This window comes from Cellulomonas soli, from assembly GCF_052036975.1.
GTDB classification, from domain to species: domain Bacteria; phylum Actinomycetota; class Actinomycetes; order Actinomycetales; family Cellulomonadaceae; genus Cellulomonas; species Cellulomonas soli_A.
This window is the reverse complement of sequence record NZ_JBQIAR010000010.1, coordinates 71,404-94,082: the sequence shown is the minus strand read 5'-3', so window position 1 is coordinate 94,082 and position 22,679 is coordinate 71,404. Positions and strand designations below refer to the sequence as shown.

Genomic DNA, 22,679 nt, shown 5'->3' with positions numbered 1-22,679 from the left:
GGTGTCGGGGCTGCCCGACGACGAGCCCCCTCGGGACCCGGAGCCGCACCGTCACCCGACCCGGCCGTGCCGACATCCCCGCCTGCCTCGGGGTCGACAGGGCGGCTCGTCTGCCGCCCGCCCCCGGAGGGCGCGGCACGGCGCGGCGTCGCCGGCCGACGCGCGCCCGGCCGCGGAGCAGGTGGGCGGGACGGGCTCACGACCGGTCGCCGCCCGGGTCGTCCACGGCGCGGGCCGCCAGCAGCTCGAGCACCACGGGACCCAGCTCGGTGACGTCCCCGGCACCGACGGTCAGCAGCAGATCACCCGGACGCGCAGCCGCGGCGATCGCCCTGGCAGCCTCCAGCCGGCCCGGGACGAACGTGGCATCGGTGCCGGCGGGCACCTGGTCGGCCACCAGCGCACCGGTGACCTGCGGGTCGGGGTCCTCGCGGGCCCCATACACATCGGTCACGACGACGACGTCAGCCAGCCCGAACGCCTCACCGAACTCGTGCGCGAAGGTCGCCGTCCGGGAGTAGAGGTGCGGCTGGAACAGCGCCAGCACACGGCCGTCCCCCGCCACCGTCCGCGCGGCACGCAGCAGCGCGGCCACCTCCGTCGGGTGGTGCGCGTAGTCGTCGACGACCCGCACCCCGTCGACCGTGCCGCGCTCCTCGAAACGACGACCGGTGCCCACGAACGCCTCCAGCCCCCGCGCGGCCGACTCCGGCGACAGGCCCAGACGGCGCAGGGCAGCCCACGCCGCGGCGGCGTCGAGCGCGTTGTGCGCACCGGGAACGGCCAGCCGAACCGTGACAGACCCACCGGCCTGCGAACCCGACGTCTCCCCCGGCTCGCCGTCGCGTGCCGTGAACGTGACCGACCACCGGTCGCCGTCCGGCTGCAGCTCCCCCACCACCACGTCGGCGTCGACGGAGCGACCGTAGGTGAGCACCGCCGCGCCTCGGTCCGCGAGGACCTCACGCACCTGCTCGACGAGCCGGAGCGCTCCCGGGTCGTCGGCGCAGGCCACGAGCAGACCACCGGGGCGGATCCGCCCTGCGAACTGCACGAACGCCTCCTCGAAGGCCTCGCGCGTGCCGTAGTGGTCCAGGTGGTCCGGCTCGACGTTGGTCACCACGGCCACCAGAGGGCTGTAGGCCAGGAACGAGCCGTCCGACTCGTCGGCCTCCGCGACGAACACCGGCCCCCGACCGTCCCGGCTGCCACCGAGCGGACCCTGCGCGGAGAGCACCGAACCGCCGATCGCGAACGACGGGTCGGCACCCTGCGCCTCGAGCGCCGTGGCGATCATCGCCGACGTCGTCGTCTTGCCGTGCGCACCGGCGACGGCGACCGCATCACGATCCGCCATGAGCGCCGCGAGGGCCTGCGAGCGGTGCAGGACGCGCAGACCGCGCTCCCGTGCGCGCACCAGCTCGGGGTTCGACTCACGCACCGCGGACGACACCACGACGGTGCTCGCCCGGTCGACGTGCGCCGGGTCGTGACCGACGAACACCTCGACACCTGCGTCGCGCAACCGCGGCAACGCGGGTCCGTCCTGCGCGTCCGAGCCGGACGTCACCACCCCACGGGCAGCCAGCAGCGCAGCCACCGCAGACATCCCGGCACCACCCACACCGATCAGGTGCGTTGCCCCTAGCCCGTCGACACGCAGCTCGTGGACGGGCGTCCCACCAGCCCGGTCGGGCAGGTGCGCCTCCACCAGCCGCGCCACCCGCGCGGCGGCGTCCACCACCCCGACAGAGGCCGCCGCCTGCGCCATCCGGGACCGCGTCGCCGTGGCGTCCGGGCCGACCAGCAGGGGCAGCACGTGCTCCTCGACCCAGCCGGCGTCGAGGTCGGCGTCCGCGACCAGAAGACCACCACCGGCGTCGACCACAGGTGCGGCGTTCAGCCGCTGCTCACCGTTGCCGATGGGCAGCGGGACGTAGACCGCGGGGATGCCGAGAGCAGCCAGCTCGCAGACCGTGCCGGCACCGGCCCGTCCCAGCACGACGTCGGCGACCGCGAGCGCCTGCTGCATCGCCGACAGGTACGGCAGCACGTGGTAGCGCTCGGCGCCGGGCAGCTGCACCAGCCGTTCACGCACCGCGTGATCCTTGTCGGCGCCCGTCAGGTGCAGCACCTGGATGCCGGCAGCCAGCAACGCGCCCGCCGCCGAGGACACCGCGGTGTTGACGCTGACCGCTCCGAGCGAGCCGCCGGTGACGAGCAGGGTCGGCAGGTCGGGGTCGAGCCCGAGCGCGGCGGCCGCCGTGCGGCGCGCCGCGCGAGCATCACCCGCCCGCTCGCGCAGCAGGCCCGCGATCGGTGCCCGCAGCGGGAGCCCGACGACCTGCTCACCCGGCAGCCCCGTGCCGGCGAACGTCACGGCGACCTCGGCTGCCCACCGCGCACCGAGCCGGTTCGCGAGGCCCGCCCGCGCGTTCTGCTCGTGGATCACGACGGGCACCCCGCGACGACGGGCCGCCAGGTAGGCCGGCGTGGAGACGTAGCCGCCGAACCCGACGACCACCTGGGCACCGGACTCGACGATCGCCCGGTCGGCCGCCGCGACCGCCGACTGCAGGCGCCCGGGCAGCCGGAACCAGTCGAGCGTGGGGCGGCGCGGCATCGGCACCCGGGGGACGACCGCCAGCGGCAGGCCGTGCTCGGGCACCAGGCGTGACTCGAGACCCGTGGCGGTCCCGAGCACGGTCACCCGGATCGAGGGGTCGCGCTGCACGAGCTCGTCGGCGACGGCCAGCAACGGGTTGACGTGACCGGCGGTGCCGCCGCCCGCGAGCAGGACCGACCGGTGAGCATGCTCGTGCGCGGGTGCGCCCTGCGTCGGCTCGTGCTCAGGGGTGGTCGTGGGTGCGGCGGCGGTGCTGATGGGATCCTCGTTCCGGTCGTCGTGCGGGTGGTCGGTCGACGGTACGACGCCGTCAGCCACGGGTGCGCCCGATCACGGCGAGCGAGCGTCGCACGACGCTGGGCCGTGCGGCCAGTGCCTGCGCCGCACCCGGTTCGGAGCGCGCGAAGGCGATCACCACGCCGAGGGCGGCCATCGTCATGATCAGGGCGGAACCGCCCGCCGAGACCAGCGGCAGCGGCACGCCGATCACAGGGGCCAGACCGATGACGACGGCGATGTTCACCAGGGCCTGGCCGATGATCCAGCAGAGGATCGCACCGGTGGTGATCCGCACGAACGGGTCGGGGTGGCGGCCGATCAGGCGGATCATCGCCAGTGCCAGCAGCCCGAACAGGCCCAGGACGAGCAGCGTGCCGATGAGCCCGAGCTCCTCGCCGAGGATGGCGAAGATGAAGTCGTTGTGCGCCTCGGGCAGGTACGACCACTTCTCGCGACTCTCCCCCAGACCCAACCCGCCCCAGCCGCCGGTGGCCAGCCCGTAGCCGCCGTGCAGGGTCTGGTAGCAGGCGCTCGAGGTGTCGCACGAGTCCGACAGCCAGCTCATGATGCGGGCCATCCGGTTGTCGCTGCCCTTGGCCAGCAGCGCGGCGACCGCGGCGGCGGCCCCGGCGGCGACGGCGAAGATGCGCAACGGCACACCGGCGACGAACAGGGCCCCGCCGACGAGCAGGAGCAGGACGAGCGCCGTGCCCAGGTCGTGCCCGGCGAGCACTGCGCCGACGGCCAGGGCAGCCACGGGCACGGCCGGCACCAACGCGTGCTTCCACTCCTGCAGCAGCGCCTGCTTGCGTGCCAGCACCGCGCCCAGCCAGAGAGCCAGGGCCAGCTTGATCGCCTCGGACGGCTGGGCGGTGAACCCCCCGACGCGGATCCAGTTCTGGTTGCCGCCCGTGCCGGTACCCAGGCCGGGGACGAAGACCAGCAACTGGAAGAGAATCGCGCCGCCCAGCGCCGGCCAGGCCGCGGCCCGCAACGCACGCACGGGCAGCCGCGAGAGCACGAACATGACCGGCAGACCCATGAGCGCGTACCGGGCCTGGTTGAGGAACACCGCGTACGGCGAGTCCCCCGAGTCCAGCGACTCCACGCTGGAGCTCGACAGCACCATCACCAGGCCGATGACCAGCAGCAGCGCACTGGCGCCGATCAGCACGTAGTAGCTGGTGACCGCGCTGTTCCAGTGGCCTAGGGCGGACCCCGTGCTCACCGGCAGCGAGCCCGTGTCCGTGCTCGGCGCGGCACCGCGAGCAGCGCGTGCTTCAACCGTCGAGCGGCCGCGGCCCGCCTGCCGAGGTGTCGTCGCGGTCATCGCGCCGCCCTCACACGCCGCGAGCGTCCGCCGACAGCGCGTGCACGGCGGCAGCGAACGCGTCACCCCGCGCGGCGTACGAGGCGAACTGGTCCATCGAGGCACAGGCCGGCGCCAGCAGCACGGAGACACGCTCGTGCGAGGCCGCGACCGCGGCGAGGCGGCGGGCCGAGCTGACGGCGCGGGTCATCACCGTCCCAGTGTCACCGTCGTGGACCTCGACGACGGGAACCTCGGGTGCGTGTCGGGCCAGAGCATCGCGCAGCGGGGCCCGGTCGGTGCCGATCAGAACGACCGCCCGCAACCGGTCGCGGCGGGCCTGGACGAGCTCGTCGAAGGTCGCCCCCTTGGCCAGCCCGCCGGCGATCCAGACCACCGCGTGCTCGTCGAACGCGGCCAGCGAGGCCGCGGCGGCGTGCGCGTTGGTCGCCTTGGAGTCGTCGACGTAGGCCACGCCGTCGACCTCGCCGACGGTCACGATGCGATGGGCACCGGGGCCGTAGGCGCGCAGCCCGTCCCGGATCGCCTCGGCACTCACGCCGTGCGCGAGGGCCAGGGACGCCGCGGCCAGTGCGTCCTGCACGACGTGCGGCGGGACCGTCCCGTCGGGACCGGCCAGCCGGTCGAGGTCCGCCAGGGTCCCCAGCTCGGCCGCGTGGGTGTGCCGCAGCCGGGCAAAGCCGCGGTCGACGAGCACGTCCTCGACCACACCCACCTGCCCCACACCCGGCGTGCCGACGGTGAACCCGACGGCTACCGCGCCGTCGACCACGTCGGCCTCCCGCACCAGCTGCTCGGTGCGCGGGTCGGCGACGTTGTACACGCAGGCCACCTGCGCCCGTTCGAAGATCCGACCCTTGTCGGCGGCGTACGCCTCCAGCGACCCGTGCCAGTCGAGGTGGTCGGGGGCGACGTTGAGCACCGCGGCGGCCTGCACCGACATGCTGTGCGTGAAGTGCAGCTGGAAGCTGGACAGCTCGACGGCCAGCACGTCCAGCTCGGGGTCGGTGGCCGCCAGCACCACGGGGGTGCCCACGTTGCCCACCGCCAGGGCTCGCTCACCGCCGGCCTGCAGGATCGACTCGAGCATGCCGACGGTCGTCGTCTTGCCGTTCGTGCCGGTGACCGCGAGCCACGGGGCGGGCCCGCCGCCGCGGGCGCGGTCCACCCGCACCTGCCAGGCCAGCTCGACCTCGCTCCACACCGGCACGTCACGTGCGACGGCCGCCGCCAGCAAGGGGTTGCTCGGCGGCCACCCGGGGCTCGCGACCACCAGATCCACGCCGTCGAGCCCACCGTCGGCCACGAAGGCGGCCGGGTCGGACACGTCCGCGTCGGCCGCCCGAACGTCGACGGTCACCAGCGACGCACCGCGGGCGGCCAGCACCTCGACGGCGGCCCGCCCCGAGACTCCCAGACCCGCGACGACGACACGGGCCCCGTTCAGCACCACCACCTAGCCGGCCACCCATTCCGCGTAGAAGATGCCCACGCCGAGCGCGACGAAGAGCCCGGCGATGATCCAGAAACGGATGACGATGGTCACCTCGCCCCACCCCGACAGCTCGAAGTGGTGGTGCAGCGGTGCCATCTTGAACACCCGCTTGCCGGTCATCTTGAAGAAGCCGATCTGGATGATGTCGGAGAGCACCACCAGCACGAAGAGGCCGCCGATGATCGCCGCGAGGATCTCGGTGCGCGACACGATCGACAGGCCGGCCAGTGCACCGCCGAGCGCGAGCGAGCCGGTGTCGCCCATGAAGATCTTCGCGGGGCTGGCGTTCCACCACAGGAACCCGAAGCACGCCCCAGTGATGGCCGCCGCGACCACGGCGAGCGCGAGCGGGTCACGCGTCTCGTAGCAGCGCGGTCCGACGGAGGCGAGGTACTGGCAGCTCTGGTTGAACTGCCAGACGCCCACCAGGACGTACGCGCCGAACACGATGAGCGAGGCGCCGGTAGCCAGCCCGTCGAGCCCGTCGGTCAGGTTCACCGCGTTCGACCAGGCCGTGATGAGGAAGTTCGCCCAGATGACGAACAGCAGCACGCCCAGCGCCGTGCCCGCGAACGCCAGGTCGAGGTTCGTGTCACGGATGAAGGAGATCCGCGTCGAGGCGGGCGTGCGGAACGTCTCGTTGGGGAACTGCAGCGCCGCGACGGCGAACACCACGCCGACGACACCCTGCCCGACGATCTTCCAGCGCGCCTTGAGCCCGAGGCTGCGCTGCCGCGAGATCTTGATGAAGTCGTCGAGGAACCCGACGACGCCCAACCCGGTCATGAGGAACAGCACGAGCAGCGCCGAGGCCGAGGGCACGGTGCCGGTGACGAGCTGGGCACCACCCCAGCCGAGCAGCGTCGCGCCGATGATGACGACACCACCCATGGTGGGCGTGCCGCGCTTGGTGAAGTGGGCGGTCGGCCCGTCCTGGCGGATGAACTGCCCGTACTGCTTCTTGACCAGGAACCGGATGAACAGCGGCGTGCCGAGCAGGGCGAACACCATCGCCAGGCCGCCGGAGATCAGGACTGCCCTCACGGCACGACCACCTCGTCCACGAGACGGTCGCCCAGGCGCCACAGACCGGCACCGTAGGAGGACTTCACCAGGACGACGTCACCGGGTCGCAGCTCCTCCTCGAGGAACGCCGCAGCGACCTCGAGATCGTCGGCCAGCACCACCTCGTCACCCCAGGAGCCCTCGTGGTTGGCGCCGTCGCGGATGGCCCGCGCGCCCTCGCCCACCACGACCGTCAGCCCGATGTTGAGCCGGACCACCAGACGCCCGATGGCGTCGTGCGCCTCGCGGGCGTCGGGTCCGAGCTCGAGCATCTCCCCCAGCACCGCCACCGAACGCCGGTCGCGACCGGCGACCACCGCCAACGCCTTGAGGGCGGCGCGCATCGAGTCGGGGTTGGCGTTGTAGGAGTCGTCGATGATCGTCACGCCGTCGGCGCGGTCGACCACGTGCATGCGGTGCGGGCTGAGGGCGTCGGCGGCCGACAGTGCGGTGGCCACCTGGTCCAGCGGCAGACCGAGGGCCAGGCCCGCGGCGGCGGTGGCCAACGCGTTGTGAACGTGGTGCTCACCGACCAGGCGCAGCTGCACGGGCGCCTCCTGACCGTCGACCACCAGCACGAACGTCGCCCGGCCGGCGCGGTCGACACGCACGTCGTGCGCCCGCACCGTGGAGGCCGGGGCGTTGCCGAACGTCATGACCGGGCCCGGTGCGCGCTCGGCCATGGCCGCCACACGCGGGTCGTCGGCGTTGAGGATCGCCACGCCGTCGGCGACCAGACCGTCGACCAGCTCGGCCTTGGCGGTCGCGACCGCCTCGATCCCGCCGAACTCGCCCAGGTGCGCCTGGCCGACCACCAGCACCACCGCGATGTCGGGCGGCGCGATGTCGGTGAGGTACGTCAGGTGCCCCAGCCCGCTGGCACCCATCTCGAGCACGAGGAACCGGGTGTGCTCGTCGGCGCGCAGCACCGTCAGCGGCAGCCCGATCTCGTTGTTGAACGAGCGCACGGGCGCCACGGTCGGGCCGATCTCGCTGCACAGCTGCAGCAGCAGGTCCTTCGTCGTCGTCTTGCCGACCGAACCGGTGACGGCCAGCACGCGAAGTCCTGAGCCGCCTGGCTCCGCCGCGGCCTCGCGCAACCGCACGAGCACGTCGCGCGCCAGGTCACCCAGCGCGCGCTCGACGTCGGGGACCACCACGGTCGGCAGTGCCGCACCGTCGGGCCCGGTCAGCTCACGGGCCGCCAGTACGAGCACCGCACCGGCGTCGACGGCGGTGGTCGCGTAGTCGTGACCGTCGACGTTCTCCCCGGGCAGCGCGACGAACAGCGCACCGGGGTCCACCTCCCGGGAGTCGACGACGACCGGTCCGCTCACGACGGTGGCAGGGGCCACCCCCGGGGACAGGACACCGCCGGTCACGGCGGCGATCTCGCCCGCGGTGAGGGCGATCACGCGGGCAGTCCGTGCCGCGAGCGGGCCTGGTGGTCGGCGTGCGCCGCACGCAGCACGTCACGGTCGTTGTACCGGTGGAACACGCCGGCGATCTCCTGTGTGGGTTCATGCCCCTTACCCGTGATGATCACGGTGTCCTGGTCGGTGGCCAGGGCGAGGGCGTCATGGATGGCCTGGGTACGGCTGGTGGCCTCGTGCACGTCGGCCAGGTCGGGCCGCTGCGCGCGCGCACCGTCGAGGATCGCGGCACGGATCGCAGCCGGGTCCTCCGAGCGGGGGTTCTCGTCGGTGACGACGACGACGTCGGCCAGTCGTGCGGCGATCTCACCCATGAGCGGACGCTTGCCCTGGTCACGGTCGCCGTCCGAGCCGAGCACGATGATCAGCCGGCCGGGGGTGATCGGCCGGACCGCCTCCAGCGCGAGCACCAGCGCGTCGGGGGTGTGCGCGTAGTCGACGAGCGCCAGCGGCAGACCGTCTCCGCGCTCGATGACGCGCTCCATACGGCCGGGGATCTCGTGCGCATGGGCGACCGCGTCGATCGCGACCGCCAGGTCGACGCCCGCGGCGTACGCCACGACCACGGCCAGCGCCGCGTTGGAGACGTTGACCAGCCCGGGCAGGGGGCTCGCGGCCACGTGCTCGACGCCGTCCGGGCCGCGCAGCACGAACGTCGAGCCGACACCGTCCAGGCCGATGTCGGCGCTGACGACCGCCCAGTCGGCACCGGCCGCCTCGGGCGCCCCCACGTGGGTGGCCACCGACTCCACGGGGATCGCGGACTCCGCGGCGAGGCGGCGACCCCACTCGTCGTCCACCACGACCACACCGCGCCGCGCCTGCTCGGGGGCGAACAACCGCGACTTGTCGCGGAAGTAGCCCTCCATGTCGCCGTGGAAGTCGAGGTGGTCGCGCTGCAGGTTGGTGAACGCCACGACGTCGAACCGCAGGCCGTGCACCCTGCCCAGGGCCAGCGCGTGCGACGAGACCTCGGTCGAGACAGCGCTCGCACCCCGCTCGAGCGCCAGCGCCAGGATGCCCTGCAGCACAGGGGCCTCGACGGTCGTGCGGGGGCTCTCGATGGCCTCCTCACCGATCCGCAGCTCGACGGTGCCGAGCACCGCGGTCGTGGCGTGCACGGCACGCAGCGCCGCGTCGACGAAGTAGGTGGTGGTCGTCTTGCCGTTGGTGCCCGTGATGCCCACGGTGACCAGACGGGTCCCCGGCTCGTCGTGCATCCATGCGGCGACCGGCCCGGCCAGCGAACGCGGGTCCTCGGCGAGGAGCACCGGCCCCCGGGCGTCCAGACCGGCCTCGGTCAGCAGCGACAGGCCGACCTCGTCGGTGAGCACCGCGGCTGCTCCGGCGTCGAGGGCCTGGCCTGCGAACACCGCGCCGTGCACCTTGAGCCCGGGGACCGCCACGAACACGTCACCGGGCACGGTGTCCCCGCTGGCGAGGACGACACCGCTGGTCATGGCGTCGTCGGGCAGCGGCGCACCGGTGGCGCGCAGCGAGAAACGGGTGACGAGGTCGACGATCCGCCGGGCCTGGGGATGCTCGGGGCGCATCCGGCCCTGGGGGGACGTCATGACGGAGAATCTACCCTGGCCGCCCACCCTCGACGGAGCCGGTGCGCTCACCGCGACCTCACTCCCAGGTGGTCGGGAACAGCGTGGGCTGCGACCCCGAGGGGGCCACGCCGAGCTCGGCCAGGGCGTAGGCCGTCACGTCGCTGAACACCGGGGCGGCGACCACGCCACCGAACTCCGACGTGCGCGGGTTCTTCAGCACGACGCTGACCGCGATGCGCGGGGAGTCGGCCGGCGCGACGCCGATGAACGAGGCCGTGACACCGACCGGCTTCGTCCAGTTCTGCGCCGTACCGGTCTTGCCCGCCACGCGGTACCCGGGGATCGACGCCTTGCCACCCGTGCCGTCGTCGACGACGCTCTCGAGCATCGACAGCACGGTGTCCGCGGTCTGCTCCGAGACCACCTGCGTGCCGGCCGCCACCGTGGCCGGCGTGTACGTGCCGTCGGCGCTCGTCCACCCCTTGACCAGGTGCGGCTGGGCGCGCACGCCGTTGTTCGCGATGGTGGCGAACACCGAGGTCGCCTGCAGCGCGGTCACCGACACGGACTGGCCGAAGAGCACCGACAGCTGCGAGCGCTTGTCCCACGAGTCCCACTCGTCGCCGTCGCGCAGCAGACCCGCCGACTCGGCCGGCAGCTCGATGCCCGTGCGGGATCCGAACCCGAACCGCGACAGGTAGTCGTACCGCTGCGCGAGCGAGAGCTGCTCGCCGATCATCAGCGTGCCCGTGTTGGAGGACTCCGCCAGGATGCCCGTGGTCGTCAGCTTCAGGAGACCGTGCTCGTGCGAGTCCTTGAAGGTCTGCCCGTTGGACGTGTACTGGTACGGCACCTCGAACGGGGTCAGCGGCGTGACCAGCCCGGTCTCGAGCGCGGCCGCCATCGTGATGACCTTGCCGGTCGACCCGGGCTCGAACACGTCCGACACCGACGGGGTCACCGACCCGGTCGAGTCGCCGGGGTTGTTCGGGTCCAGCGACCCGGAGTCGGCCAGTGCGTAGATCTCGCCCGTGACGGTGTCCATCACGACGATCGCACCGGAGTCGGCCCCGGTGGCGGCGACCTGCGCGTCGATGGCCTCCTGCGCCTTCCACTGGATGTCGGCGTTCAGGGTGAGCTGGACCGAGTCACCGGGCACCGCATCGGTGCTCTCGTTGTAGCCGCCGGGAATGGGCTGCCCGCGCAGGCCCCGCTCGTACACGGAGCTGCCCGCCGTGCCCTGCAGCTGCCCGTCGAGGGCCTGCTCCAGGCCCGCCAGGCCCACCCCGTTGGAGTTGACGAAACCGATGATGTTGCCCGCCAGGTCACCGTTCGGGTAGACGCGCTCGGCCTTCTTGTCCACGCCGACGCCCGGCAGCCCCTCGGCGCGGATCTCGCGCGCGACCGCCGGGAGCACGTCCTTGGCGATCACCTTGTACTTGCGGTCGCCGACGAGCGCAGCGCCCAACGTCGCCGGGTCCATGTCGAGCAGCGGCGCGAGGCGCTCGGCAACCCCGACGGCCCCGTCGGACGTCCCGTTCGTGCCTTGGTAGTCCTCCACGACCTGCTGGTTGACCGAGACGACGTACCGCTCGACGGAGACGGCCAACGCCGTGCCGTTGGTGTCGGTGATCTGCCCGCGGGTCCCGATCGACTCGATCTGGGGCGTCAGCCGAGCCTCCAGCGCCAGCGCGGCCACCTCGCTGCCGTGGATGCCCTGCACCCACACGAGCCGGCCACCGAAGACCACCAGGACCAGCGTGACAAGTACCGTGAGGAAGGACAGACGCGCCTTGGACCCCGGCCCCGGGGTCCGCGGGCCACCGGCCCGAGCGAAGGGTCCCACCGGACCCCCGATGCCTCGTCCCACGGTGCGAGGGGCGCGTGCCGCCGGGCGGGTCGAGGTCCTCGCGGCCGGGCGGGCCGTGACCGACCGGGTCCTCTCTGCGACTCGCGCAGCCTCTGCCCGTGCACCCTCGGCGCGCGCACCCCGGGGTCGCACGGCAGGCTCACGGGCGTCGGGCACGGTCCGAGCCTCTCGCGATGGCAGCCCGCGGGCCCCGCGCGACGCGCCGGGAGCCGATGCCGACCGCGCACCACCGGACCGCCGGGCCGTGGCCCGAGCGGTCGGCCGTCCGCCGGTCGACGGCGGGTTCACCCCGCTGCCCCCGCGGCCGGTGCCCCCTGCACGCTGCCGTCGGCCAGCCGCAGCCAGCCGGTCCCCCCGGCCGGGACCATGCCCAGCGCACGCGCGGCCTGCGCGAGGTTGTCCGGCGAGGCCTTCTGGTCGAGGGCCGCCACGAGGTCCTTCTCGTCCTGCTGCAGCCGCCCGAGGTCGTTGGACAGCTCGTACTTCTCGTAGGCGCCGTGCGCCATGGACGTGTTCAGCAGCAGTGCCGACAGCAGGGCCGCCCCCAGCACCGCCATGCACAGGAGCACGAACGGCACGCGGGTGCGCGCCTGCTGCGGCGCACGGACCAGCCGCAACCGCGGCGGTGCGTCCTGGCGGCTGGGCAGCGGGCGGGCCGGCTGCGACCACGGGCGGGCTGCACCGGTGCGGATGTCGTCGCGTGCGGCGGCCTGAGCGCTCATGCTGCCCTCCTCGGGTTCGTACGGGGTCGAAGGTGATCAGGGGTGGGACGCAGCCGCTCGGCGGCTCTCAGGCGCACCGACTGGGACCGCGGGTTGCGAGCCAGCTCCTCGGCGTCGGCCTCCTCCGCCCCGCGCGTGACCAGCCGCAGGTACGGCGCGTGGCTGGCCGGTTCGACGGGCAGGTCGGGCGGTGCCGAGGACGTGGCCCCCGTGGCGAACGCCCGCTTGACGATGCGGTCCTCGAGCGACTGGTACGCCTCGACGACGATCCGTCCGCCCACGGCCAACGCCTCGATCGAGGCCGGCACGGCGCGCTCGAGCACCTCGAGCTCACCGTTCACCTCGATGCGCAGCGCCTGGAACGTGCGCTTGGCGGGATGCCCGCCGGTCGCCCGTGCGGCAGCCGGGATGCTCGCGCGCACGATGTCGACCAGCTCGGCGGTCCGGGTCAGCGGCTGCACGGCGCGGGCGCGCACGATCGCCTTGGCGATGCGCGGCGCGAACCGCTCCTCGCCGTACTCCCGCAGCACGCGGGCGATGGCTCGCTCGTCGTACTCGTTGAGCACGTCGGCCGCGGTCAAGCCCGTGGTCGCGTCCATCCGCATGTCCAGCGGGGCGTCCTTGGCGTACGAGAAACCCCGCTCGACCTCGTCGAGCTGCAACGAGGAGACACCCAGATCCATCAGCACGCCCTGCACCTGGGCGATGCCCAGGTCGGCCAGCACCTCGTTGATCTCGTCGTAGATCGCGTGGACCGGTGTGAAGCGCTCACCGAACTGCTCCAGCCGCCGCCCGGCCAGCGCCAGCGCCTGCGGGTCACGGTCCAGCCCGACGACCCGCACGTGCGGGAAGGCCCGCAGCACACCCTCGGTGTGACCACCCATGCCCAGCGTCGAGTCGACCATCACGGCGCCCGGAGCGGACAACGCGGGGGCGAGCAGCTCCAGGCAGCGCGCGAGCAGGACCGGCACGTGGCGGGACGCTGCGTCGTCCGCGGCCTGCTCGGGCATCGTCCCTCCTCCGTGCGATCCGTCGTGGATGGTCAGACGGCCCCTCCGCCGTCCGACCAGATCCCCCACCGACCCTCTGACGCGGGGAAGTGCGTCAGAGCGGACGGGAGGAGGTCTCGTCGGGCGGGAGAGGCGGACCGTGTCGTGCGGGGTACAGCGGTCGAGCAGGTGAGGCCGTCCGTCAGAACGGACCGTTCGGGAAGACCTCCTCCGTCGTGTCCGCGTACCCGGACTCCTGCTCGGCCAGGTAGGTCTCCCAGGCCGCCAGGTCCCAGATCTCGACCCGCGTACCCGTGCCGATGACGGCCACGTCGCGGTCGAGCCCGGCGTACTTGCGCAGCATCGGCGGGATCGAGATGCGGCCCTGCTTGTCCGGCAGCTCGTCGCTGGCGCCCGAGAGGAACACGCGCAGGTAGTCCCGCGCCTGCTTGCTCGTCACCGGGGCCTGGCGCAGCTGGTCGTGCATGCGACGGAACTCGTCCATCGGCAGCAGGAACAGGCACCGCTCCTGACCACGCGTCATGACCAGACCCGGGGCGAGCTGGGCGCGGAACTTGGCCGGAAGGATGAGACGACCCTTCTCGTCCAGGCGCGGGGTGTACGTGCCGAGGAAGGGCGCGAACGAGCCGAAGACGCCTGCTGACAGCTCATGCGCCACCTCGCCCCCTCCCTCACCCAGACGGACCAATGCAAACCCGTCGACCACTGCTCACCACGTGCCTCCACGGTACTCCACTTCCCTCCACCAAGCCTGCGGGAGACCCCTGTTTTCACCCGTTCGTCACAGCGTCTTCGCAGGTCAGCGCCGGTGGAGAGAAGTGGAGGAGATCTGATGGGCACACCTGCGGTCGGCGCGTCGAGCGGTGAAGAAGGCCCGAAGAAAAGGACGAACCAGGGCGGTTCCGGCAGGCCGTCACGCTCACCCCGCGCGAAAGTGGGGGCACAGGGTGCGTGCCGCGACCGTGGTGGAGGGAAGTGGGGGAACACCCACGCGCGGCCGGGCCTCACCCGTAGGCTCGTCCCGACCCCAGGAGGCCGTCATGCTGCAGGCAGTGCCGTCGTCGACCGAGCTCGACACCCTCGTCGCGACGACAGACCGGATGCGCGACTCGATCGAGAGCGTCATCACCGGACGGCCCGAGCTGGTGCGCGTCACGCTCGCCGTGCTCCTGGCCGAGGGCCACCTGCTGCTCGAGGACGTTCCCGGCGTGGGCAAGACCACGCTGGCCAAGGCCCTGGCCCGCTCGATCGACTGCACCGTCGGCCGGATCCAGTTCACGCCCGACCTGCTGCCCAGCGACCTGACCGGCGTGAACATCTACCGGAGCCAGACCCACGAGTTCGAGTTCCGCCCCGGTCCCGTCTTCGCCCACGTGGTCATCGGCGACGAGATCAACCGCGCCTCGCCCAAGACGCAGTCCGCACTGCTGGAGTGCATGCAGGAGACGCAGGCCACCGTCGACGGGCACACGTACCCGCTCCCCCGGCCCTTCCTGGTCGTCGCGACGCAGAACCCCGTCGAGATGGAAGGCACCTACCCGCTGCCCGAGGCCCAGCGCGACCGCTTCATGGCCCGACTGACGGTCGGCTACCCCAGCGTCGAGTCCGAGCTCGACATGCTCGACCTGCAGGACGTCGCCGACCCCCTGGCCCACCTGCGCCCCGTGACCGACGCCGCAGCGGTGGCCGCACTCGTCGACACCACCCGGCGGCTGTTCGCCTCCCCCTCGGTCAAGCGCTACGTCGTCGACCTGGTCACCGCCACCCGGCAGGACCCCGGCCTGAGACTGGGCGCCTCACCCCGCGCCGCGATCCAGCTGCTGCGGGCCGCCAAGGCGGTGGCGGCCATGGGCGGACGCGACCACGTGCTGCCCGACGACGTGCAGCGACTGGCCGTGCCCGTGCTGGCCCACCGGCTGCTGCCCAGCACCGAGTCGCGCCTGTCCGGCAGGACGACGACCGACATCGTCGAGGACGTCGTGGCGCGCACAGCCCTGCCCGTCCCGACCACGGCCACCCCCCAGCGGACCCGCAGGACCGCCGGCTGATGGGTCTGCGGCCGACGTCGCGAGGGATCGGCCTCCTGCTCGGCGGGGCCGGCCTGGTCATGCTCGGCGTCGCGCTCGGCACCGTCGACGTGGTGCGCATGGGCACCCTCGCGGTGCTCGCGGTCCTCGCACCGACCGCCGTGCTGGCCGCGCTCGACCCCGGCCGGGGCCGGCACCGCCTGACCGTCTCGCGCACCACCACCCCCAACCCGGTGCACGTCGGCGACCGCGCCGACGTGCAGGTGCTGATCAGCGCCGCCGACCCGGCCGCCCGCGTCCGGCTGGCCGGGCTGCGGTTCGCCGAGCAGGCCGCCACGGACCTGTCCGGCGGGCTCCCCCTGCGTGCCCGCGTCCGTCGCAGCCCCCAGCAGGTCACCGTCAGCTACACCGTCCAGGCCGGACGGCGCGGACGGTGGCCGCTCGGCCCGCTCGTGGTCACCCGCACCGACCCGTTCGGGGTGGCGCGCAGCAGCGCCACGCTCGGAGCCAGCGCCGAGGTCGAGGTCTGGCCCCTCGTCGTCCCGCTGCCCGCACCCTCCAGCGTGCTCGTCGGGGAGCCCGAACGTGTCGCCCTGGGTGCGCGCACACCCTCCACCGACGACGCCTCGCTGCGCGAGTACCACGAAGGGGACGACCTGCGACGCGTGCACTGGCGCAGCAGCGCCCGCCGTGGCTCCCTCATGGTCAGGTCCGACGAGCGCGCCGGGATGCGGCCCGTCTCGGTGCTGCTCGACCTGCCCTCTCGCACCGAGCACCTGGAGTGGACCATCTCGTTGGCCGCGTCGATGGCACTGGCGATGCTCGAGGGTGGGCACCCCGTCCGCCTGGTGGGCGGCACACGCCCGCAGGACGCCCCCGGCATCGGCGACGCGACCAGCTGGGTGCACCCCACCGGCGACCGCGCGCGAGGCACGCTGCTCGACCGCACCATCGACCTCGAGGAGCCTCGCAGCACCGAGGCCGCCACCACCGACCTGCTGGCCGGCGCGCACCTGCTGGAGTCCACCGGGGCCGGCGACGACATCGTGCTCGCTGTCCTCGGGCCACTCGACCCTGCCGGACGCGCCGCGTTGGCCCACCTGGCCGACTCCGTGCAGGGATGGGCCGTGGTGCGCCGACCGGCGCAGGCGCACGGCGCCCAGCAGACCGACGCGACCGTGGACGCACTGCGGCGCGCCGGGTGGCGTGCCTGCACCGTGACCGGCGACGAGGACCTCGTCACCTGCTGGCTGCGTCTGCTGGGCAGCGTGCGATGAGCGCACCGACCACCCGCCGCCTGCCGCGGGGCCCGCGCTCGATCCTCGGCACCGCCTTGGTCGCGGTGGCGTCTGCGACCAGCCTCCTCGCGCTCGGTGGCCTCCTGGAGCCCGGACGCTGGCGCGGCGTCGCCTGGTTGTCGATCGCCGTGCTCGCGGCCGTCATCGCGACGGTCCGGGCCCTGACCCGCTCGTGGTGGGCACCCACCCTGGCCGGCCTGGTCGTGGCCGGTGCGGGCCTCGTGCTGCGCTACGGCTCCCCACCGGGGCGCCTCCAGGTGCTCCCCGACCTGGCCGCACTCGACCGCACGCTCGCCGCGTTCCGCGAGGGCATGACCCTGATCAACACCTCGACCGTCCCCATGACCGTGGTACGTCCCACCGAGCTCATCATCGTCACGGGAGCCCTGGCCGTGCTGGTGCTCGCCGACCTGCTGGCCGTCGGGCTCGGGCTGGCCGCCTGGTCGGGCCTGCCCCTGCTGGGCATGTGGGCACCGGCGGTACTGCTGGGCTTCCCGGGCGACGTGTGGCCCCTGGCATGGACCGCGCTGACCTACCTGCTGCTCCTGGCGCTCAGCGCGGCACCACCCGGCGCACGCAGCGACCGGACCCGCCGCGCGTCCGTCGCGGTCGTGTCCGCCGCCGCGGTGGTGACCCTGACCCTTGTCGCCGGACCCGTGGTGGCCGCACTGCCCGGGTGGTCGTCGGTGCAGGTACCCGGGCTGGGCACCGGCGCGGTCGGACCCCTGCGCCTCTCGGAGGATCTCGACCTGCGCGAGAGCCTCGGCGACCGCTCCGGCCAGCCGGTGCTGCGGTACACGGTCACCGATGCGGAGGCGCCGGTCGACGCCGACGACGATCCGCTGGCAGCGGCGACCCCGGCCGGCCCCACCGTCAGCGCACGGCTCGTGGGTCCCTTGCGGGCGTTCACCGTCGCCGACTTCGACGGGCGTTCCTGGCAGCGCGCAGACGCCGAGGAGCTGGTCGACTGGGACCCCTCGCTCCTGCTCTCCTCCGACCCGTCCCTGCTGCTGACCGCACCCGACCCGGACGCGGGAGTGCTCGCCCAGGTGGACGTCGAGGTGGCGAACCTGCGCGAGGACCACCTGCCGGTCGCGACGTTCGCCCGGACCGTGGTGGCCGACGGCAGCTGGCTGTACGACCAGCGGCGCGACGAGGTCGTCGGCAGCCGAGCGACCCGACCCGGCATGAGCTACCAGATGCTCGTGCAGGTGCCCGACCTGACGGCCGACGACCTGCGTGATGCACCCGTGGGCCGGTTCGACGGGGTCGAGCAGTACCTGGCACTGCCCGAGACCGACCACACCGACGACATCGCGGCACTGGCACGGGAGGTCGCCGCTGAGGCGACGACCCCGTACGAGCAGTCGCTGGCGCTGCAGACCTGGTTCCGCTCGACCCAGAACTTCACGTACGACGCGCGCGTCGCGGCCGCGCGCACCGACGACGCCGTGTGGGACTTCCTCAGCTCACGCCGCGGCTACTGCGTGCAGTTCGCCACCTCGATGGCCGTCATGGCGCGATCGATGGGCATCCCTGCGCGCGTCGGGGTGGGTTTCCTGCCCGGTACCTCGCAAGGAGACGGCACCTACACCGTCACCGGCCGCCAGGCACACGCGTGGCCCGAGCTGTTCTTCGAGGGCGCCGGCTGGGTGCGGTTCGAGCCGACCCCTGCCGTGCAGACCGGGACACCCCCGCAGTGGTCCGACCCTCTCCTCGATGCCGGGGCAGGGGCCACCCGGCCCGACAGCGAGCAGATCCCGACCGCGGCCGCACCCGGCGCATCGGCCACCGCACCGGCCGGCGCGCCGGTCGGTCCGCGCGAGCAGACCGAGGAGTCGTCCTTCCCGACATTGGGCATCGCGCTGGGCGCGGCGGTGGTGCTCGTCGCTGCCGGCCTGAGCGTGGTGCTCGTCCGGCGCAGGTCGACGCACCGGGGTGAGCTGGTGCCCGAGCGCGCCTGGCGCCGCCTGCGCGACCGGCTCGGAGCCCGTGGTCTCGACTGGTCCGACTCGACCACGCCACGGGCGGCCGTCGACACGCTGCAGGGCATGCTCAGGGACCGGACAGGCGCCGACCTCGACGGCTCGGCGCTGACTGCGCTGCAGGCCCTGGCGCAGGCGGTCGAGCAGGAGAGGTACGCGCCCACGTGGCGCGGGGTGCGCGGCGACGAGCTGGAGCGGTGGGTCGTGGAGGTGACCGAGGGGGTGAGTCGGCTGCTCAGCGACCGGACTCGCCGCGGCGCCGTTCCCAGCGCTCCTCGAACCGCGCCATGAATCCCTGCTGACCGGCCCGCTTCTTCGCGGGGCGAGCGCCGGGGGCACCCGTGGAGACGGAGCCGTCAGCGCGCACGACACCCTGCGGCCCCGAGCGCCGCGGAGCGGCGAAGGCGAAGGTCACGGCCGCGAACATGACCACAAAGCCCACGACACCCAGCCAGACCAGGCCGTCGCTGGCCGCACCGAGGACGAGCAGCAGCAACCCGGCGGCGACACCGACGCCTGAGATGACGAAACGGCCGATGGGTCGGCGTCCCCTCTGCGTGAGGGTGTTCGCGAGCCGCGGGTCGTCAGATGTGAGCTGGCGCTCCATCTGCTCGAGCACGCGCTGCTCGTACTCGGAGAGTGGCATCCCGACCCCCATGAGCGCCGATCGTCGTTGTCGACCTCAGGATAGATCGGCGGGAACGAAGGTGGTAGTCGAGCGTGGGGTGACCGAGCGTGGGGCGACCGTCCCGGGGCGGATCGCGGCCCTCCCGAACCGCTGGCGCACCAGGTCCATCGCGACCTCCGCCTCACGGCGAGGCCCGACCGGCTCGTCCACCGCCTCGTCGAGGGTGGGCTGACGCACGGTCGAGGCGGCGGGCGCCAGACCTTCGGTGCGCACCCCGACCAACCGGACCGGCAGGCCCGCCAGGTCGACCCCGGCCAGCAGCGTGCGGGCGGCCAGGTAGATCTCGCGAGCGACGTCGGTCGGTGAGGTCAGGGTGCGTGAGCGGCTCAGCGTGCGGAAGTCCGAGGTGCGGACCTTGATGCTCACGGTCCGCGCGACCAGGCGCTGGCCGCGCAGCCGCGAGGCGCACCGGTCCGCAAGCTCGAGCACCTTGGCCTCGACGACGGCCGGGTCCGCCACGTCGACGTCGAAGGTCTCCTCGGCGCCGATCGACTTCTCGTCGCGGTGCGGGTGCACCGGCCGCGGGTCCCGCCCCCAGGCCAGGTCGTACAGGTGGGCGCCGGCCACCTTGCCGATCGCGTGCTGCAGCACCGCGACGTCGGTCTGAGCGAGCTCGGCGACGGTCCTGATGCCCCATCGCGCGAGCGCCTGCTCCGTGCGCTCCCCCACGCCCCACAGCGCACCGACGGGCAGCGCGTGCAGGAAGTCGACGGTCGCCGCACGGGGCACGAGCAGGACGCCGTCCGGCTTGGCGTGGCTGGAGGCGAGCTTGGCGACGAACTTGGTCGCACCGATACCGACCGAGCACGTGATGCCGTACTGCGAGGCCACCTGCTGACGGATCAGCGCCGCGATCCGTGTGGGTGGGCCCAGGCGGCGGCGGGCACCGGCCACGTCGAGGAACGCCTCGTCCACGCTCACCTGCTCGACCAGCGCCGTGACGTCGCCGAGCACCTGCATCACGCCGGTCGACACCTCGCGGTAGGCGGTGTGGTCGGGCGGCACGACCACGGCCTGCGGGCACAGACGCAGGGCGACCGACATCGGCATGGCCGAGTGCACACCGAACGCGCGCGCCTCATAGGTGGCGGCCAGCACGACGCCCCGGTGCGCACCGCCCACGATCACCGGCAACCCCCGCAGCTGGGGGCGGCGGGCGAGCTCGACCGAGGCGAAGAAGGCGTCCATGTCGACGTGCAGGATCGAGCAGCCGTCCTCCTCACGGCCCCAGTCGCGCTTGGCCTCCAGCGAGCGCGGGCCGCGGCTCATCTCGGGCTCACGAGGCCTGGGGCACGGCGGCCGGGGCCGCCTGCTCGAGCACCAGCGCGCGGGCCGCGTCGACGAAGTCCTCGGCCGCGCACAGCGCCTGCTCGGCGCGCTCCTCGGACACGGCCGAGAAGCGACCGGCGTCCACGGCGGAGCGCAACGGAGCGCCCGCGGCGAAGTAGGTCGACCAGCGGTTCAGCTCGGGAGCCGTGGCATCGAGGAGCTCCCACACGGTGCGCGGCGCCCGGCGGCCCGACGGCGCGCCCCGCGAGGCGAGCACCCCGGCACCGGCGCGCAACGCCGCCAGGTGGGCGTGCGAGAACCGCTCCCACGGCTCGGGCGAGAACTGCGCGGCGACCAGCTCGGCGTCCGCCCGGGCGAAGAGGATCCGTGCCTGCGCCGGCACCGGCACGTCCACCACGGTCTGCCTCATGCTGCCCACCTCCCTGCCTCTCGCGCCGTCCGTCGTCATCTCCATGATCGAACACCTGTTCGATTTCGTCAACACCGTCCGGGGTCACGCTGCGGCCTACGGTCACACCGCGGTTAGCGTGTCTCCATGGCCGCCCGTCAACGCAGCACCCGTCGGCCCGCAGCGTCCCACCGCGCACCCACACGCACACCGTGGCCCGTCGGTCCGGTGGCCGTGCCGACCGGAACCGTCGAGCTGCTCCCCGACCCGGACGACCCGGACGGGGTGACACTGCTGGTCAACGGGGTGCCCAGCTCCTACCTCGACCTCCGCGACCCCACCCGCCTGGCTTTCGAGTACATGCAGCAGATGGCGGCCGTGATCGACGGCCTGGGCGAGGGAACCGATCCCCTGACAGTCGTGCACCTGGGGGCTGCGGGCTGTGCGCTCGCGCGTGCGATCGCCGCCACCCGTCCCGCCTCGCGACAGGTGGCCGTCGAGCTCGACGCCGCCCTGCCCGAGCTCGCCCGGGACTGGTTCGACCTTCCGCGCTCCCCGGCCCTGCGGATCCGTGCCGGCGACGCCCGCGCCGAGCTGGCCCGCCTGCCGACCGCCTCGGCGGACGTCGTCGTCCGGGACGTCTTCGCCGGCGACCGCACGCCCGAGCACGTGACCACCACGGAGTTCACGGCCGACGTCGCCCGGGTGCTGCGCCCCGGAGGCGTCTACCTGGCCAACTGCGCCGACCGCCCACCCCTGGCACTGGCCCGCGCCGAGGCGGCGACCCTGTTCTCGCACTTCACGGACGTCGCCGTGGTGGCCGAGCCGGGTCTGCTGCGCGGACGCGGCTACGGGAACGTCGTGCTGGCGGCGAGCGACGACACCCTGCTGCTCTCCTCGGCGCGACTGGCCCGCGCGGTCCGCAGCCTGCCTGCCCCGGCACGCCTGCTGCACGGCGCGGAGCTGACCTCGTTCGTGGGCTCGGCCTCGGTGCTGCGGGACCCACCCGTGGCACCTGCCTGAGTCCCGCCCGAGTCCGACCGGCCGCGAGGACGACGAGAGGCCGCGACCCGTCGGGGTCGCGGCCTCTCGTTCACCACGGCCGAGCGGGGCCGGCGGCCCGACGCCCGGCAGCGAGGACGATCAGAGCGGGCGGACCTGCTCCGCCTGCGGGCCCTTGGGGCCCTGGGTGATCTCGAACTCCACGCGCTGGCCCTCTTCGAGCGAGCGGTACCCCTGCGTCTCGATGGCCGAGTAGTGGACGAAGACGTCGGCGCCGCCGCCGTCCTGGGCGATGAACCCGTAGCCCTTCTCAGCGTTGAACCACTTGACAGCACCCTGTGCCATGTTCCCTGTCCTTCTGTCCCACCGGTGACGACGAAGGCCGTGTGCCCGCGCCGTGCCGCAATGCCACACGTCCTGCACCGGTCGGACCAGCCACGCGGGCTGGGGGGTGCCGACCCCCGGCATCTCCCCAGACCCGGGCATCGGCGCCGGTCAAGCGCCAGTACGCCACTGCAACGGCAGCATCTTTGCACGCGGGTGTGGCGTATGCCACGAAATCTGCACGCTGCGGACACGCATTCCACAACGATCTGGTAAAGGTGCCTTCGCCCG

General features: G+C 73.3%; 18 protein-coding genes. 4 read left to right on the top strand and 14 right to left on the bottom strand.

Going from position 1 to position 22,679, the window contains the following annotated elements; genetic code table 11:
• Positions 1-196 precede the first annotated feature (196 nt).
• The 10 genes from murC to mraZ all read right to left on the bottom strand — a co-directional run bounded on the left by murC (position 197) and on the right by mraZ (position 14,044).
• On the bottom strand, positions 197-2,944 hold the full coding sequence (murC, locus tag ACTHAM_RS11945; RefSeq protein WP_440687686.1) for a UDP-N-acetylmuramate--L-alanine ligase: 2,748 nt from the start codon (positions 2,942-2,944) through the stop codon (positions 197-199).
• Positions 2,937-4,235 carry a putative lipid II flippase FtsW gene (ftsW, locus tag ACTHAM_RS11940; RefSeq protein ID WP_440687684.1) on the bottom strand — a complete coding sequence of 433 codons (1,299 nt, stop codon included), beginning with the start codon at positions 4,233-4,235 and terminating at the stop codon, positions 2,937-2,939. The genes murC and ftsW overlap by 8 nt, the downstream gene beginning before the upstream one ends.
• Before the next feature lie 10 nt (positions 4,236-4,245).
• Positions 4,246-5,688, bottom strand: coding sequence for a UDP-N-acetylmuramoyl-L-alanine--D-glutamate ligase (gene murD, locus ACTHAM_RS11935; protein WP_440687772.1), 1,443 nt, complete (start codon positions 5,686-5,688; stop codon positions 4,246-4,248).
• Positions 5,689-5,691: 3 nt separating this feature from the next.
• Positions 5,692-6,774, bottom strand: coding sequence for a phospho-N-acetylmuramoyl-pentapeptide-transferase (gene mraY / locus ACTHAM_RS11930; RefSeq protein WP_440687682.1), 1,083 nt, complete (start codon positions 6,772-6,774; stop codon positions 5,692-5,694).
• A complete protein-coding gene (locus ACTHAM_RS11925; protein WP_440687680.1) occupies positions 6,771-8,210 on the bottom strand; it encodes a UDP-N-acetylmuramoyl-tripeptide--D-alanyl-D-alanine ligase in 1,440 nt (479 codons plus the stop codon). Before ACTHAM_RS11925 ends, mraY begins: the two co-directional genes overlap by 4 nt.
• Positions 8,207-9,802 (bottom strand): UDP-N-acetylmuramoyl-L-alanyl-D-glutamate--2,6-diaminopimelate ligase, encoded by a 1,596-nt coding sequence (locus ACTHAM_RS11920; RefSeq protein WP_440687678.1) that lies wholly within the window; start codon positions 9,800-9,802, stop codon positions 8,207-8,209. The genes ACTHAM_RS11925 and ACTHAM_RS11920 overlap by 4 nt, the downstream gene beginning before the upstream one ends.
• Before the next feature lie 58 nt (positions 9,803-9,860).
• Positions 9,861-11,534 carry a peptidoglycan D,D-transpeptidase FtsI family protein gene (locus tag ACTHAM_RS11915; protein WP_440687676.1) on the bottom strand — a complete coding sequence of 558 codons (1,674 nt, stop codon included), beginning with the start codon at positions 11,532-11,534 and terminating at the stop codon, positions 9,861-9,863.
• A gap of 404 nt (positions 11,535-11,938) precedes the next feature.
• Entirely contained in the window at positions 11,939-12,376 is a 438-nt protein-coding gene (locus ACTHAM_RS11910; RefSeq protein WP_440687674.1) for a hypothetical protein, read from the bottom strand.
• Positions 12,373-13,386, bottom strand: coding sequence for a 16S rRNA (cytosine(1402)-N(4))-methyltransferase RsmH (gene rsmH, locus ACTHAM_RS11905; protein WP_440687672.1), 1,014 nt, complete (start codon positions 13,384-13,386; stop codon positions 12,373-12,375). The genes ACTHAM_RS11910 and rsmH overlap by 4 nt, the downstream gene beginning before the upstream one ends.
• Before the next feature lie 181 nt (positions 13,387-13,567).
• Positions 13,568-14,044, bottom strand: a complete 477-nt coding sequence (gene mraZ, locus ACTHAM_RS11900; protein WP_440687670.1) for a division/cell wall cluster transcriptional repressor MraZ — start codon at positions 14,042-14,044, stop codon at positions 13,568-13,570.
• 382 nt (positions 14,045-14,426) lie between these two features.
• Here mraZ and ACTHAM_RS11895 point away from each other — a divergent pair, with 382 nt between their 5' ends.
• Genes ACTHAM_RS11895 through ACTHAM_RS11885 form a run of 3 tightly spaced genes read left to right on the top strand, consistent with a single transcriptional unit; the run spans position 14,427 to position 18,987 of the window.
• A complete protein-coding gene (locus ACTHAM_RS11895; protein ID WP_440687668.1) occupies positions 14,427-15,434 on the top strand; it encodes an AAA family ATPase in 1,008 nt (335 codons plus the stop codon).
• Positions 15,434-16,690, top strand: coding sequence for a DUF58 domain-containing protein (locus ACTHAM_RS11890; RefSeq protein WP_440687666.1), 1,257 nt, complete (start codon positions 15,434-15,436; stop codon positions 16,688-16,690). The genes ACTHAM_RS11895 and ACTHAM_RS11890 overlap by 1 nt, the downstream gene beginning before the upstream one ends.
• Positions 16,687-18,987 carry a transglutaminase family protein gene (locus ACTHAM_RS11885; protein ID WP_440687664.1) on the top strand — a complete coding sequence of 767 codons (2,301 nt, stop codon included), beginning with the start codon at positions 16,687-16,689 and terminating at the stop codon, positions 18,985-18,987. The genes ACTHAM_RS11890 and ACTHAM_RS11885 overlap by 4 nt, the downstream gene beginning before the upstream one ends.
• Here the strand turns inward: ACTHAM_RS11885 and ACTHAM_RS11880 are convergent.
• Genes ACTHAM_RS11880 through ACTHAM_RS11870 form a run of 3 tightly spaced genes read right to left on the bottom strand, consistent with a single transcriptional unit; the run spans position 18,932 to position 21,083 of the window.
• Positions 18,932-19,342: a DUF3040 domain-containing protein gene (locus ACTHAM_RS11880; RefSeq protein ID WP_440687662.1), complete on the bottom strand. Its 411-nt coding sequence runs from the start codon at positions 19,340-19,342 to the stop codon at positions 18,932-18,934. The two genes, ACTHAM_RS11885 and ACTHAM_RS11880, sit on opposite strands and share 56 nt — an antisense overlap.
• A 36-nt stretch (positions 19,343-19,378) precedes the next feature.
• Complete coding sequence (locus ACTHAM_RS11875) at positions 19,379-20,653, bottom strand: DNA polymerase IV (RefSeq protein WP_440687660.1); 1,275 nt, start codon at positions 20,651-20,653, stop codon at positions 19,379-19,381.
• Positions 20,654-20,660: 7 nt separating this feature from the next.
• On the bottom strand, positions 20,661-21,083 hold the full coding sequence (locus tag ACTHAM_RS11870) for an SAV_6107 family HEPN domain-containing protein (RefSeq protein WP_440687658.1): 423 nt from the start codon (positions 21,081-21,083) through the stop codon (positions 20,661-20,663).
• A 126-nt stretch (positions 21,084-21,209) separates the two neighbouring features.
• Between ACTHAM_RS11870 and ACTHAM_RS11865 the strand changes: the two genes are divergently transcribed.
• Positions 21,210-22,085: a spermidine synthase gene (locus ACTHAM_RS11865; protein WP_440687656.1), complete on the top strand. Its 876-nt coding sequence runs from the start codon at positions 21,210-21,212 to the stop codon at positions 22,083-22,085.
• 120 nt (positions 22,086-22,205) lie between these two features.
• Here ACTHAM_RS11865 and ACTHAM_RS11860 read toward each other — a convergent pair whose 3' ends face one another.
• On the bottom strand, positions 22,206-22,409 hold the full coding sequence (locus ACTHAM_RS11860; RefSeq protein WP_440687654.1) for a cold-shock protein: 204 nt from the start codon (positions 22,407-22,409) through the stop codon (positions 22,206-22,208).
• Between the last annotated feature and the right edge of the window lie 270 nt (positions 22,410-22,679).